Here is a 13,615-nt window from a genome sequence, read left to right as displayed (position 1 = left end):
TCCTACGTGAGCTTCAGACAGCCCCTACTCGCCTTGCTGTTACTCGCCTCGTTCCTGAGCGGCTGCGCCAGTCTCGACGTGCCGCGCGAGCCAAGTCAGGCGTTACCGGCGTCCAGCTCCAGCTTCGGCCGTTCGATCCAGGCCCAGGCCGCGCCGTATCAGGGTCGCTCCGGTTTCCGCCTGCTGTCCAACAGCACCGAATCCTTCACCGCCCGCGCCGAGCTGATCCGCCATGCGCAGGTCAGCCTCGATTTGCAGTACTACATCGTCCACGACGGCATCAGCACGCGGATGCTGGTGGACGAAGTGCTCAAGGCTGCCGACCGTGGCGTGCGCGTACGCATCCTGCTCGACGACACCACCAGCGATGGCCTCGACCAGATCATCGCCACGCTGGCGGCGCATCCGCAGATCCAGATTCGCCTGTTCAACCCGCTGCATCTGGGCCGCAGCACCGGCGTGACCCGCGCGGCCGGGCGCCTGTTCAACCTGTCGCTGCAACACCGGCGTATGCACAACAAACTGTGGCTGGCGGACAACAGCGCGGCCATCGTCGGCGGGCGCAATTTGGGCGATGAGTATTTCGATGCCGAGCCGAATCTGAATTTCACCGACATCGACATGCTCAGCATGGGGCCGGTGGCCGAGCAGCTCGGGCACAGTTTCGACCAGTACTGGAACAGCGCGCTGAGCAAACCAATCGAAGAATTTCTCTCCAGCAAACCGACCGCCAAAGACTTGCAGAACACCCGCACGCGCCTGGAAGAATCGCTGGAAGAAACCCGTAAACAGAATCACGCGCTGTATCAGCAGCTGATGACCTTCACCACCGAGCCGCGCATGGACATCTGGCGCAACGAGCTGATCTGGGCGTGGAATCAGGCATTGTGGGATGCGCCGAGCAAGGTGCTGGCCAAGGATGAGCCGGATCCGCAATTACTGCTGACCACGCAACTGGCGCCGGAACTGAAGAACGTCAGCAAAGAGCTGATCATGATTTCGGCGTACTTTGTGCCGGGGCAACCGGGGCTGGTGTACCTGACCGGGCGCGCCGATGCGGGTGTTTCCGTGAGCCTGCTGACCAACTCGCTGGAAGCCACCGATGTGCCGGCGGTGCATGGCGGCTATGCGCCGTATCGCAAAGCACTGCTGGAACACGGTGTGAAACTGTATGAACTGCGCCGCCAGCCTGGGGATAACTACGGCAGTGGCCCGCATGTGTTTTACAGCAAGTCGTTCCGTGGCTCGGATTCGAGTTTGCACAGCAAGGCGATGATTTTTGACCGGCAGAAATCGTTTATCGGCTCGTTCAACTTTGATCCGCGTTCGGTGTTGTGGAACACCGAGGTCGGGGTGTTGGTGGACAGTCCGGAGCTGGCTGAGCATGTGCGTGAGCTGGCGCTGCAAGGTATGGCGCCGGCGTTGAGTTATCAGGCGAAATTGCAGGATGGCCAGATTGTCTGGGTCACTGAAGACAATGGCCAGATGCATACGCTGAGCAAAGAGCCGGGGAGTTGGTGGCGACGGTTCAATGCGTGGTTCAGCACCACCGTCGGCCTGGAACGCATGTTGTAATCGAACAGCGAACTCTGCTCTAGAGGGCTTTTGTGGCGAGGGGATTTATCCCCGTTGGGCTGCGAAGCAGCCCCAAAACCTGCAATTGCGGTGTATCAGATACACCGCGTGCGATGGTGTTACGACTGCTGCGCAGCCGAGCGGGGATAAATCCCCTCGCCACAGGGTTTATCCCAAATACCTGTTCAGGCAGGTTCGGTCACCGGGCCGAATGCGCCTTGGCGCAACAGCAGAATCACCAACCCAAACGCGCCGATTGCCATCAGCAGCGGCAACGCATGTCCGCTGATCCACTGACTCCCCGCCCCTGCCGCCAACGGCCCGATCAGACACCCGACACCCCAGAGCTGTGCGATATGCGCATTCGCCCGCACCAGCGCATCATCGCGATAACGCTCGCCAATCAGAATCAGCGACAGCGTGAACAACCCGCCTGCACTGGCGCCAAATAACACCCACAACGGCCAGATCAACAGCGTATCGAGCAACAGCGGAATCGCCAGACTCGACAGCATCAACACCACCGCACAACCTGCAAACAGCGTGCGCCGCGACAGGTAATCGGCCAACGCGCCAATCGGCAGTTGCAGCAACGCATCACCGACCACCACGGTGCTGACCATCGCCAAAGCGATCTCGGCGGTGAAGCCTTGTTGCAGGCAATACACCGGCAGCAGCGTCAGGATCATTGCCTCGAACGCCGCAAACAACGATACCGCCCATGCTATCGCCGGCAGGTCGCGAGCAAATCCCCACAGGTCGCGGAATGTCACGCTGCTCGCCTCACTGCTCGGCGCACCGCTGCGGCCCAACAACAGCAACGGCGAAACCAGCAGCAGGCCGACGCCGACCCAGAACCCGTAATCGTCTTCAGTGCCGAGCGCGCCCAGCAGCAACGGGCCAGACAACTGGCTCAACGCATAACTGCTGCCATACAGCGCCACCAAGCGACCGCGCCAGTTCTCGACCACCAGTTGATTGATCCAGCTCTCGCCGAGGATGAACACGATGGTCAGGATCACGCCAATCATCAGCCGTAACAGCAGCCAGATCGGATAACTCGGCAACAGCGCCAGCAGACCGATCGACAATGCTCCGGCCCACAGACACAGGCGCATCAGGTTCGCCGTGCCGAAGCGCGCCGCCAGATGACTGGAAATCTTCGCGCCGAGCAACACGCCAATCGCCGGCATCGCCGCCATCACACCAATGGCGAAAGAGCCGTAACCCCAACCCTCCAGACGCAACGACACCAACGGCATGCTGACCCCCAAGGCCAGGCCGACACTCAAGACAGACGCCAACACGGCGAAATACGTCGCCCAACGCATGGTCCACGCTCCTGTGGATAATTATTATGTGCACCGCAAAACCACTGTGGGAGCGAGCCTTTGTGGTGAGGGGATTTAGCCCCGTTGGGTCGCGTAGCGGCCCCAAAACCTGCAAGCGCGATGTATCAGGTACACCGCGCGCACTGATTTTGCGACTGCTTCGCAGCCGAACGGGGATAAATCCCCTCGCCACAAAAGCTCGCTCCCACAGGGATATCTGTTTGGTCAGGAAGCCCGCTCACACAGGGGATCTCTGTTTGGCAGGAAGCCCGCTCTCACAGAGGATCTCTGTTTGGCAGGAAGCCCGCTCTCACAGAGGATCTCTGTTTGGCAGGAAGCCCGCTCTCACAGAGGATCTCTGTTTGGCAGGAAGCCCGCTCTCACAGAGGATCTCTGTTTGGCAGGAAGCCCGCTCTCACAGAGGATCTCTGTTTGGCAGGAAGCCCGCTCTCACAGAGGATCTCTGTTTGGCAGGAAGCCCGCTCTCACAGAGGATCTCTGTTTGGCAGGAAGCCCGCTCTCACAGAGGATCTCTGTTTGGCAGGAAGCCCGCTCTCACAGAGGATCTCTGTTTGGCAGGAAGCCCGCTCTCACAGAGGATCTCTGTTTCGTCTGGAAGCCTGGCGTGACCAGGCTCCCTTAACGGCTTACAGCTTGATCCACGTCGCTTTCAGCTCGGTGTATTTGTCGAACGCGTGCAGCGACTTGTCGCGGCCGTTACCCGACTGTTTGAAACCACCAAACGGTGCGGTCATGTCGCCGCCGTCGTACTGGTTGACCCACACGCTACCGGCGCGCAGTGCTTTGGCGGTCAGGTGCGCCTTGGAGATGTCTTGCGTCCATACCGCAGCGGCCAGGCCATACGGCGTGTCGTTGGCGATCTGGATGGCTTCTTCAGCGGTATCGAAAGCGATAACCGACAGCACTGGCCCGAAGATCTCTTCCTGAGCGATCTTCATCGCGTTGCTCACGCCGTCGAAAATCGTTGGCTCAACGTAAGTGCCGCCGGTTTCCTGAAGAATGCGCTTGCCGCCGGCGACCAGTTTGGCGCCATCGGTGTGACCGGATTCGATGTACGACAGCACAGTATTCATCTGCTGCGTGTCGACCAACGCGCCGACATTGGTCGCCGGATCCAGCGGGTTGCCCGGTTTCCAGGCTTTCAGCGCCTCGATCACCATCGGCAGGAATGTGTCCTTGATCGAACGCTCGACCAGCAGACGCGAACCGGCGGTGCAGACTTCGCCCTGGTTGAAGGCGATGGCGCTGGCAGCGGATTCGGCTGCAGCTTGCAGATCCGGCGCATCGGCAAAGACGATGTTCGGGCTTTTGCCACCGGCTTCCAGCCAGACGCGTTTCATGTTCGATTCGCCAGAGTAGATCATCAGTTGCTTGGCGATCTTGGTCGAACCGGTGAACACCAGCGTGTCGACATCGTTATGCAGGGCCAGCGCCTTGCCGACGGTGTGACCGTAGCCCGGCAGCACGTTGAGTACGCCTTTCGGGATACCGGCTTCAACGGCCAGCGCCGCGATGCGGATGGCGGTCAGCGGCGATTTTTCCGATGGCTTGAGGATCACCGAGTTACCGGTCGACAGCGCCGGGCCGAGTTTCCAGCACGCCATCATCAGCGGGAAGTTCCACGGTACGATGGCGCCGACCACACCGACGGGCTCGCGGGTTACCAGGCCCAGTTGATCTTGCGGCGTCGCTGCCACTTCGTCGTAAATCTTGTCGATCGCTTCACCACTCCAGCTCAGCGCTTGCGCCGCGCCTGGAACGTCGATGTACAGCGAATCGCTGATCGGCTTGCCCATGTCGAGGGTTTCGAGCAGGGCCAGTTCTTCGGCATGCTGCTTGAGCAGGCCGGCGAAACGGATCATGGTGGCTTTGCGTTTGGTCGGTGCCAGACGCGACCACACGCCGGAATTGAACGTGGCGCGAGCGTTTTCCACAGCGCGCTGAGCGTCGGCGGCGTCACAGCTGGCAATCTTGCCGAGCGGACGGCCATCGACCGGGCTGATGCACTCGAAGGTCTCGCCGGAGACGGCGTCGGTGTATTCGCCGTTGAGATAGGCGCGGCCTTCGATTTTCAGGTCGCGGGCGCGTTGTTCCCAGTCGGCACGAGTCAGGGTGGTCATTTCGAGTGTCCTCCGCTTGTTGAATACGAGCGCCGCGCGATCTTCGCCAGCGTCCTCAAGAATTCTGCCCGGCCAGCCGGTTTTTCGGCCAGAGGCACCCGCCACCCTAAACCAGCGGCCGGGGTTGTTTCAATATATTTGACATAAGGTGGCCATACGGCCTTGCGGTGTTGATTTTAATCAACATAGACTTTGGCCCTTTCCAGCCAATCGCGCCGTATTCACGGGGGATAACAACAATGAACATCCAGAACGTCGTCGACATCAGCCTGACCAGCAGCGAAGCCGAACGCTATCGCCCGGATCCGGCGAAAGTGCTCAAGGGTGATCCTGAACAAGCGGTGTTCCATCAATACGACAGCCCTTGTGGGCAGATGGGCGTTGGCGTGTGGGAAGGCGCGGTTGGCCAGTGGACGGTGAACTACACCGAGCATGAGTACTGCGAGATTTTGCAGGGTGTGTCGGTGTTGCGTGACAGCGATGGCAATGCCAAGACGTTGCGTGTTGGCGACCGCTTTGTGATTCCGGCGGGGTTTCGAGGCACCTGGGAAGTGCTGGAGGCTTGCCGCAAGATCTATGTGATTTTCGAACAAAAGGCTTGAGGATTTTTGCTGGCTGATCCGGGCCTATCGCTGGCAAGCCAGCTCCCGCAGGGGAAATTGGTGTTCACAAAATTGTGTTCAACACAAAAACCTGTGGGAGCTGGCTTGCCAGCGATGAGGCCCGCACAGACACCACAGAAATCCAAGGCAACAAAAAAGGCCCGTATCGTGAGATACGGGCCTTTTTCGTAAGTCGGGAAAAATCAATTACTTGATTTTGCCTTCCTTGTAGATCACGTGCTTGCGAACAACCGGATCATATTTCTTGATCTCGATTTTGTCCGGGGTAGTACGCTTGTTCTTGTCGGTAGTGTAGAAGTGACCAGTACCGGCGCTCGAGATCAAACGAATCAATTCACGCATGATTAGCTCCCTTAAATCTTGCCATCGCGGCGAAGTTCGGCGAGCACGACAGTGATGCCACGCTTGTCGATGATACGCATGCCTTTGGCAGATACGCGCAGACGCACAAAACGTTTCTCTTCTTCAACCCAGAAGCGGTGATGCTGCAGGTTCGGCAGGAAACGACGACGGGTTTTGTTGTTTGCGTGGGAAATGTTATTCCCAGTCACCGGACCCTTACCGGTAACTTGACATACTCTCGACATGCCTCAGCCCTCTAAAACCACATGCCCAACCCGGCATGGGTTGGCCGCTTAATCTCTCAGTCATTTGGCGCCAGGCGCCGCGTTTCTTTAGAGGTCTTACCGGCTACACCTACAGTGAAGGAACCGGGCCCCTAGAAAAGAGCGCTGCTTTATACCAGAAAGACCGGGGTGCAACAACTTTCCGTGTGCAATCAATCCACAAAAAAGCGTTTTTTCGACCTGCGAACGCTTTGGATAAAGGCCGGCACCGGTTTTTACCACTCGTCGAAGAAAATCATCCGCACACGGCTTTCAGACTTTTTGCGCAGCGCCGTGGTCTGAAAAACCGCCATCACTGTGCCCTTAAAATGCAAAAAGGGGATAGTCATTTGTAATCCAGCCCTCTAGGGTAGGCCTTTTCCAGACTGCACTTGCAGATGGGCCTTCGATCTGTAAAAGGAAACCGACCATGCGCCTCGCTGCCCTACCCCTGTTGCTCGCCCCGCTCCTGCTGAGCCCTCTGGCCCAGGCCGCCGCGCTGAGCGTCTGCACCGAGGCCAGCCCGGAAGGGTTCGACGTGGTGCAATACAACTCGCTGACCACCACCAACGCCTCGGCCGACGTGCTGATGAACCGTCTGGTGGACTTCGACACCGCCAGCGGCAAAGTCGTGCCGAGCCTGGCCGACAGTTGGGAAGTCAGCACCGATGGCCTGACGTACGTGTTCAAACTGCATCCGCAGGTGAAATTTCACACGACCGATTACTTCAAGCCGAGCCGCGAGCTGACCGCTGAAGACGTCAAATTCAGTTTCGACCGCATGCTCGACCCGGCGAACCCGTGGCACAAAGTCGCCCAAAGCGGTTTCCCGCATGCGCAGTCGATGCAGTTGCCAGCACTGATCAAGAAGATCGACGCCCTCGATCCGCTGACCGTGCGCTTCACCCTTGATCATCCAGATTCGACTTTCCTGGCAACCCTGAGCATGGGCTTCGCCTCGATCTATTCTGCCGAATACGCCGACAAACTGATGAAGGCCGGCGCGACGGACAAGCTCAACAGCCAACCGATCGGCACCGGCCCATTCGTGTTCAACCGCTTCCAGAAAGACGCGGCAATCCGTTACAAGGCCAACCCGGACTACTTCGGTGGCAAGCCTGCGGTCGATCCGCTGATCTTCGCCATCACCCCGGACGCCAACGTGCGCCTGCAAAAGCTGCGACGTAACGAGTGCCAGATCGCCCTGTCGCCGAAACCACTCGACGTACAAGCCGCGCTGAAAGAACCGACCTTGAAAGTCGAAAAGACTGACGCGTTCATGACTGCTTTCGTTGGCATCAACAGCCAGCATCCGCCACTGGACAAGCCGGAAGTGCGCCAGGCGATCAACCTCGCGTTCGACAAGGCCAACTACATCAAGGCTGTGTTTGAAGATACCGCCGAAGCAGCGAACGGCCCTTACCCGCCGAACACATGGAGCTACGCCAAGAGCCTGCCGGGCTACCCGCACGACATCGCCAAAGCCAAAGCGCTGATGGCCAAAGCCGGATTGAAGGAGGGTTTCCAGACCACCATCTGGACGCGTCCGTCGGGCAGCCTGCTCAACCCGAATCCAAGCCTCGGCGCACAGATGCTGCAGTCGGATCTGGCGGAAATCGGTATTCAGGCGGAAATCCGCGTGATCGAGTGGGGCGAACTGATTCGTCGCGCCAAGGCCGGCGAGCATGATCTGTTGTTCATGGGCTGGGCCGGCGATAACGGCGACCCGGATAACTTCCTGACGCCGCAGTTTTCCTGCGCGGCAGTCAAGTCGGGGACTAACTTCGCGCGCTACTGCAATGCCGATCTGGACAAGCTGATCAGCGCCGGCAAGACCACCAGCGAACAAGGTGTACGCACCAAGCTGTACGAGCAGGCGCAGGCGCAGATTCAGCAGCAGGCGTTGTGGCTGCCGCTGGCGCACCCGACCGCTTACGCGCTGACGCGCAAAGACGTGCAGGGCTACGCCGTCAACCCGTTCGGCCGCCAGGACTACTCCAAGGTCAACCTCAAATAACCTGCCCCCGTAGGAGCCGCCGCAGGCTGCGATCTTTTGATTTTGTTTTTTAAGATCAAAAGATCGCAGCCTGCGGCAGCTCCTACAGGGAGCGGAAGTTACATCCAGCCGCACTCCGCCATCGACAGCGGCTCGCCGTCACCGATGATGAAGTGATCGAGCACCCGTACATCAATCAGCTCCAGCGCCTTTTGCAAACGCTTGGTCAGCAATCGATCCGCCTGACTGGGATCAGTGCTGCCCGACGGGTGGTTGTGGCAGAGGATCACGGCGGCGGCGTTATTGGCCAAAGCGCGCTTTACGACTTCTCGGGGATGCACGCTGGTGTTGTCGATCGAACCGCGAAACAGCGCCTCGAAATTCAGTACTTGATGCTTTGAGTCGAGAAACAGACAGCCAAATACCTCATGGGGCTCATGCCGAAGCATCGCTTTAAGGTAATCGCGCACGACTTGCGGATTCTCCAGCGCAGGCTTCTTGCGCATGCGCTCGGCCAGATGCCGGCGCGCCATTTCCAGCACCGCCTGCAGTTGGGCATATTTCGCCGGGCCGAGGCCCAATTGTTCACTGAACGCTGCCAGATCGGCTTCAAGCAAAACCCGCAGGCTGCCGAATTGGTTCAACAGATGTCGCGCCAGATCCACCGCGCTTTTGCCAGAGACCCCGGTGCGCAAAAAAATCGCCAGTAATTCAGCATCGGAAAGGCTTCCCGAACCCTGTTCCAGCAGCTTCTCCCGCGGGCGTTCCGCCGCAGGCCAATCACGAATACTCATAGCACTTCCCTGTCTGTGGGCGCCGCTGTTCCGTAGCGGTCGCTGTGATATCTTAGCCCATCTTTTTTGCGGGCGGATTCACCCTGGGGAGGGGGTTTCGCCACGTATGTCACCCACGAAATGAAAGGCAGACCTATGCAGCGGCTGTATCGGAAACGCATCGTTCTGGGCGTCGGCGGCGGCATCGCGGCCTACAAGAGCGCCGATCTGGTTCGTCGCCTGATCGATCAGGGCGCCGAAGTGCGCGTGGTCATGACCCACGGCGGCGCCGAATTCATCACCCCGCTGACCATGCAAGCGCTGTCCGGCCACCCGGTGCACCTCGACTTGCTCGACCCGGCCGCCGAAGCCGCGATGGGCCACATCGAGCTGGCCAAGTGGGCCGATCTGGTGCTGATCGCCCCGGCCACCGCCGACCTGCTCGCGCGTCTGGCACAAGGCATTGCCAACGATTTGCTGACCACGCTGGTGCTGGCCACCGACGCTGTTGTCGCTGTCGCGCCGGCCATGAATCAGGCGATGTGGCGCGATCCGGCGACCCAGGCCAACCTGCAACTCCTGGAAAGCCGTGGCCTGAAAACCTTCGGCCCGGCCTCGGGCAGTCAGGCCTGCGGCGACGTCGGCATGGGCCGGATGATGGAAGCCACCGACCTCGCACAGTGCGCGGCGGACTGTTTCCAGCGCCAGGCACTGACCGGAAAACATGTGGTGATCACTGCCGGCCCGACTCAGGAAAACATCGATCCGGTGCGCTACATCACCAACCACAGCTCCGGCAAAATGGGCTTTGCCCTCGCCGAAGCAGCGGTTGAAGCCGGCGCCCGCGTCACGCTGATCAGCGGCCCGGTGCACCTGCCGACGCCGGATCGCGTCACGCGTATCGACGTGGTCAGCGCCCGCGACATGCTCGCGGCTTGCGAAGCCGCGATCCCGTGTGACGTGTTCATTTCCTCGGCAGCGGTTGCGGACTACCGCCCGGAAGTCGTTGCCCCGCAAAAACTCAAGAAAGATCCTACGAGCGGTGACGGCTTCGTCCTGCAAATGGTGCGCAATCCAGACATTCTGGCCACCATCGCGACCCGTCCCGACCGTCCGTTCAGTGTCGGCTTTGCCGCCGAGACCGAACACCTGCTCGACTACGCTGCACGCAAGCTGAAGGACAAGAATCTCGATTTGATCGTCGCCAACGACGTCGCCAACCCGAGTATCGGTTTCAACAGCGAAGAAAACGCCTGCAGCGTGATTGACCGTGAGCTGCACGCCACGGTTTTCGCCCAGACCAGCAAGAGCAAGATCGCTCGCCAACTGGTCACTTTTATCGCCGAACGTCTGAACCAGGTTTAATTTACATGCACGCTTTGCAAGCCAAGATCCTCGACCCACGCATCGGCACCGATTTCCCGCTGCCGCAATACGCCACTCCGGGCTCCGCCGGCCTCGACCTGCGCGCCATGCTGGAACAGGACATCGTGATCAAGCCGGGTGAAACCGTGCTGATCCCCACCGGTCTGTCGGTTTACATCGGCGACCCGAACCTCGCCGCGCTGATCCTGCCGCGCTCGGGCATGGGCCATAAGCACGGCATCGTGCTGGGCAACCTCGTCGGCCTGATTGACTCCGATTATCAGGGCCCGCTGATGGTGTCGTGCTGGAACCGTGGCCAGAGCGATTTCACCATGACCGTCGGCGAACGCCTGGCGCAACTGGTGCTGGTACCGGTGGTACAGGCGCGCTTCGAAATGGTTGAAGAGTTCGTCGAAACCGAACGCGGCACCGGCGGTTTCGGCCACACCGGCACCAAATAAGCCATGTAGGAGCTGCCGCAGGCTGCGATCTTTTGATCTTGATTCTTCAAAAACAAAATCAAAAGATCGCAGCCTTCGGCAGCTCCTACAGGGGAAAATTTCAGGCAGATCAGCTGATAGGTTTAACACCGTAAATCAAGGTTTTGCCGGCCGAAAGCCACGCCAGCCAAGGCGTCATGGCCCTTTCATACCACGAACTCTCTGTGGAAAACGCCGTCATACCCTTCAGTTTGAGCCTGCCGTCGAACGATTCGTCGGTCTGTCCCGCCACTTTCGAGATGGAGCATTTCCGTAGATGAGCACCCCAGCCAAGATCGCCCCGAAGCTGCCTGACAGCATTTTCCGCGCCTATGACATTCGCGGCACCGTGCCGGAATTCCTCAATGCCGAAACCGCTTACTGGATCGGCCGCGCCATCGGTTCGCAGAGCCTCGCTCAAGGTGAGCCGAATGTGTCCGTCGGTCGCGACGGTCGCTTGTCCGGCCCGGAGCTGGTTGCCGAGCTGATTCGCGGTATCGCCGAAAGCGGCTGCCATGTCAGCGATGTCGGCCTGGTGCCGACGCCGGCGCTGTACTACGCCGCCAACGTGCTGGCCGGCAAATCCGGAGTGATGCTCACCGGCAGCCACAACCCGTCGAACTACAACGGCTTCAAGATCGTCATCGCCGGCGACACCCTCGCCAACGAACAGATTCAGGTGCTGCATGAGCGCATCAAGACCAACAACTTGAGCAGCGGCACGGGCAGCGTCACCCAGGTCGAAATCCTCGACCGCTACAACACCGAAATCGTCCAGGACATCAAACTGGCGCGGCGCATGAAAGTCGTGGTCGACTGCGGCAACGGCGCGGCCGGCGTGATCGCCCCGCAACTGATCGAAGCGCTGAACTGCGAAGTCATCCCGCTGTTCTGCGAAGTCGACGGCAACTTCCCGAACCATCACCCGGATCCGGGCAAGCCTGAAAACCTCGTCGACCTGATCGCCAAGGTCAAGGAAACCAACGCCGACATCGGCCTGGCGTTCGACGGCGACGGCGACCGTGTCGGCGTGGTGACCAACACCGGCAGCATCGTCTACCCGGATCGTCTGCTGATGCTGTTCGCCCGTGACGTGGTCGCGCGCAACCCGGACGCCGAGATCATTTTCGACGTCAAATGCACCCGTCGCCTGGTGCCGCTGATCAAGGAATACGGTGGTCGTCCGCTAATGTGGAAGACCGGTCATTCGTTGATCAAAAAGAAAATGAAACAATCCGGTGCGCTATTGGCCGGTGAAATGAGCGGGCACATTTTCTTCAAGGAGCGCTGGTTCGGTTTCGACGACGGTATCTACAGCGCTGCACGCCTGCTGGAGATCCTCAGCAAGGAAAAATCCACCGCGGAAGAGCTGTTTGCGACCTTCCCGAACGATATTTCTACGCCGGAAATCAATATCCATGTGACCGAAGAGAGCAAATTCAGCATCATTGATGCACTGCACGACGCACAGTGGGGCGCAGGCGCTGACCTGACCACCATTGACGGCGTGCGAGTCGATTACGCCAAAGGCTGGGGCCTGGTGCGCGCATCCAACACCACGCCGGTGCTGGTGCTGCGTTTCGAGGCCGATGACGAGGCTGAATTGCAACGCATCAAGGATGTGTTCCACGCCCAACTGAAACGCGTTGCACCTGATCTCCAACTACCGTTCTGATCCACCCGGAGCCCTGAATGACCCTCGAACGCGAAGCCGCCGCCCATACCGCCCAGGTCCTGTCCGAAGCGTTGCCTTACATCCGACGTTATGTCGGCAAGACCCTGGTGATCAAATACGGCGGCAACGCGATGGAAAGCGAGGAGCTGAAAACCGGCTTCGCCCGCGACATCGTCTTGATGAAAGCCGTGGGCATCAACCCGGTGGTCGTGCACGGTGGCGGCCCGCAGATCGGTGATCTGCTCAAGCGCCTGTCGATCGAAAGCCACTTCGTCGACGGCATGCGCGTCACCGACGCGGCGACCATGGACGTGGTCGAAATGGTTTTGGGCGGTCAGGTCAACAAAAGCATCGTCAACCTGATCAACCGTCACGGCGGCAGCGCCATTGGCCTGACCGGTAAAGACGCCGGGCTGATCCGTGCGAAGAAGCTCACCGTGACCCGCCAGACACCGGAGATGACTCAACCGGAAATCATCGACATCGGTCAGGTCGGCGAAGTGGTCGGGATCAATACCGAACTGCTGAACCTGCTGGTCAAAGGCAACTTCATCCCGGTCATCGCGCCGATTGGCGTGGGTGAGAACGGCGAGTCGTACAACATCAACGCCGACCTGGTCGCTGGCAAAGTGGCCGAAGCGTTGAAAGCCGAGAAGCTGATGCTGCTGACCAACATTGCCGGCCTGATGGACAAGTCGGGTACCGTGTTGACTGGCCTTAGCACCCAGCAGGTCGACGATCTGATCGCCGACGGCACCATCTACGGTGGCATGCTGCCGAAGATCCGTTGCGCGCTGGAAGCGGTTCAGGGCGGCGTCGGTAGTTCGTTGATCATCGACGGTCGTGTGCCGAACGCGATCCTGCTGGAAATCTTCACTGATACTGGTGTGGGTACGTTGATTAGTAATCGCAAGCGTCCTTGATCGGTAATTGCTGAAAGCAAAAGATCGCAGCCTGCGGCAGCTCCTACATAAGCGAATTTCGTTTGTATGAAATTTCTGTAGGAGCTGACGAAGTCTGCGATCTTTTTTATGCGCGCAAGAAACGTCCGA

General features: G+C 59.4%; 11 protein-coding genes and 1 pseudogene. 7 read left to right on the top strand and 5 right to left on the bottom strand.

Annotated features, from left to right (window positions below; genetic code table 11):
• Positions 1-6 precede the first annotated feature (6 nt).
• The gene (locus ACZZ0B_RS27430; protein WP_463546692.1) at positions 7-1,575 is read left to right on the top strand and encodes a phospholipase D family protein; all 1,569 of its coding nucleotides are present in this window, start codon (positions 7-9) and stop codon (positions 1,573-1,575) included.
• Between the two features lie 185 nt (positions 1,576-1,760).
• On the opposite strand, the gene ACZZ0B_RS27425 is transcribed toward ACZZ0B_RS27430, so the two are convergent.
• Together ACZZ0B_RS27425 and ACZZ0B_RS27420 are read right to left on the bottom strand one after the other, a co-directional pair.
• A complete protein-coding gene (locus tag ACZZ0B_RS27425) occupies positions 1,761-2,906 on the bottom strand; it encodes an MFS transporter (protein WP_158830141.1) in 1,146 nt (381 codons plus the stop codon).
• 647 nt (positions 2,907-3,553) lie between these two features.
• On the bottom strand, positions 3,554-5,047 hold the full coding sequence (locus ACZZ0B_RS27420) for an aldehyde dehydrogenase (RefSeq protein WP_463546691.1): 1,494 nt from the start codon (positions 5,045-5,047) through the stop codon (positions 3,554-3,556).
• A gap of 239 nt (positions 5,048-5,286) precedes the next feature.
• Between ACZZ0B_RS27420 and ACZZ0B_RS27415 the strand changes: the two genes are divergently transcribed.
• Complete coding sequence (locus tag ACZZ0B_RS27415; protein WP_150649022.1) at positions 5,287-5,649, top strand: cupin domain-containing protein; 363 nt, start codon at positions 5,287-5,289, stop codon at positions 5,647-5,649.
• A gap of 207 nt (positions 5,650-5,856) precedes the next feature.
• Here the strand turns inward: ACZZ0B_RS27415 and rpmG are convergent, their stop codons facing one another.
• On the bottom strand, positions 5,857-6,012 hold the full coding sequence (rpmG, locus tag ACZZ0B_RS27410) for a 50S ribosomal protein L33 (protein WP_003177274.1): 156 nt from the start codon (positions 6,010-6,012) through the stop codon (positions 5,857-5,859).
• Between the two features lie 11 nt (positions 6,013-6,023).
• A complete protein-coding gene (gene rpmB, locus ACZZ0B_RS27405; RefSeq protein WP_007920377.1) occupies positions 6,024-6,257 on the bottom strand; it encodes a 50S ribosomal protein L28 in 234 nt (77 codons plus the stop codon).
• A 448-nt stretch (positions 6,258-6,705) separates the two neighbouring features.
• Between rpmB and ACZZ0B_RS27400 the strand changes: the two genes are divergently transcribed.
• Positions 6,706-8,292, top strand: a complete 1,587-nt coding sequence (locus tag ACZZ0B_RS27400; protein ID WP_463546690.1) for an ABC transporter substrate-binding protein — start codon at positions 6,706-6,708, stop codon at positions 8,290-8,292.
• Positions 8,293-8,390: 98 nt separating this feature from the next.
• On the opposite strand, the gene radC is transcribed toward ACZZ0B_RS27400, so the two are convergent.
• A complete protein-coding gene (radC, locus tag ACZZ0B_RS27395; RefSeq protein ID WP_008086466.1) occupies positions 8,391-9,065 on the bottom strand; it encodes a RadC family protein in 675 nt (224 codons plus the stop codon).
• A gap of 135 nt (positions 9,066-9,200) precedes the next feature.
• Between radC and coaBC the strand changes: the two genes are divergently transcribed.
• The 4 genes and pseudogenes from coaBC (at position 9,201) to argB (ending at position 13,486) form a co-directional block, all read left to right on the top strand.
• Positions 9,201-10,409 (top strand): bifunctional phosphopantothenoylcysteine decarboxylase/phosphopantothenate--cysteine ligase CoaBC, encoded by a 1,209-nt coding sequence (coaBC, locus tag ACZZ0B_RS27390; RefSeq protein ID WP_103302595.1) that lies wholly within the window; start codon positions 9,201-9,203, stop codon positions 10,407-10,409.
• Between the two features lie 5 nt (positions 10,410-10,414).
• Positions 10,415-10,870 (top strand): dUTP diphosphatase, encoded by a 456-nt coding sequence (dut, locus tag ACZZ0B_RS27385; protein ID WP_463546689.1) that lies wholly within the window; start codon positions 10,415-10,417, stop codon positions 10,868-10,870.
• Positions 10,871-11,186: 316 nt separating this feature from the next.
• Positions 11,187-12,563, top strand: a pseudogene (locus ACZZ0B_RS27380) (phosphomannomutase/phosphoglucomutase); the annotation flags it as partial.
• Positions 12,564-12,580: 17 nt separating this feature from the next.
• Positions 12,581-13,486 (top strand): acetylglutamate kinase, encoded by a 906-nt coding sequence (gene argB / locus ACZZ0B_RS27375; RefSeq protein ID WP_003229488.1) that lies wholly within the window; start codon positions 12,581-12,583, stop codon positions 13,484-13,486.
• The last annotated feature ends 129 nt before the right edge of the window (positions 13,487-13,615 follow it).

The organism is Pseudomonas sp. AC247, from assembly GCF_979258015.1.
Note: the sequence above shows the minus strand (reverse complement) of the source record. Positions and strands in the feature narration are given on the sequence as shown.

Excerpts from the sequence above, each read along its gene's own strand:
- ACZZ0B_RS27420 (WP_463546691.1), bottom strand. The coding sequence starts at position 5,047 with ATGACCACCCTGACTCGTGCCGACTGGGAACAACGCGCCCGCGACCTG.
- rpmG (WP_003177274.1), bottom strand. The coding sequence starts at position 6,012 with ATGCGTGAATTGATTCGTTTGATCTCGAGCGCCGGTACTGGTCACTTC.
- argB (WP_003229488.1), top strand. The coding sequence starts at position 12,581 with ATGACCCTCGAACGCGAAGCCGCCGCCCATACCGCCCAGGTCCTGTCC.
- ACZZ0B_RS27415 (WP_150649022.1), top strand. The coding sequence starts at position 5,287 with ATGAACATCCAGAACGTCGTCGACATCAGCCTGACCAGCAGCGAAGCC.
- dut (WP_463546689.1), top strand. The coding sequence starts at position 10,415 with ATGCACGCTTTGCAAGCCAAGATCCTCGACCCACGCATCGGCACCGAT.
- radC (WP_008086466.1), bottom strand. The coding sequence starts at position 9,065 with ATGAGTATTCGTGATTGGCCTGCGGCGGAACGCCCGCGGGAGAAGCTG.
- ACZZ0B_RS27425 (WP_158830141.1), bottom strand. The coding sequence starts at position 2,906 with ATGCGTTGGGCGACGTATTTCGCCGTGTTGGCGTCTGTCTTGAGTGTC.
- ACZZ0B_RS27400 (WP_463546690.1), top strand. The coding sequence starts at position 6,706 with ATGCGCCTCGCTGCCCTACCCCTGTTGCTCGCCCCGCTCCTGCTGAGC.
- coaBC (WP_103302595.1), top strand. The coding sequence starts at position 9,201 with ATGCAGCGGCTGTATCGGAAACGCATCGTTCTGGGCGTCGGCGGCGGC.
- rpmB (WP_007920377.1), bottom strand. The coding sequence starts at position 6,257 with ATGTCGAGAGTATGTCAAGTTACCGGTAAGGGTCCGGTGACTGGGAAT.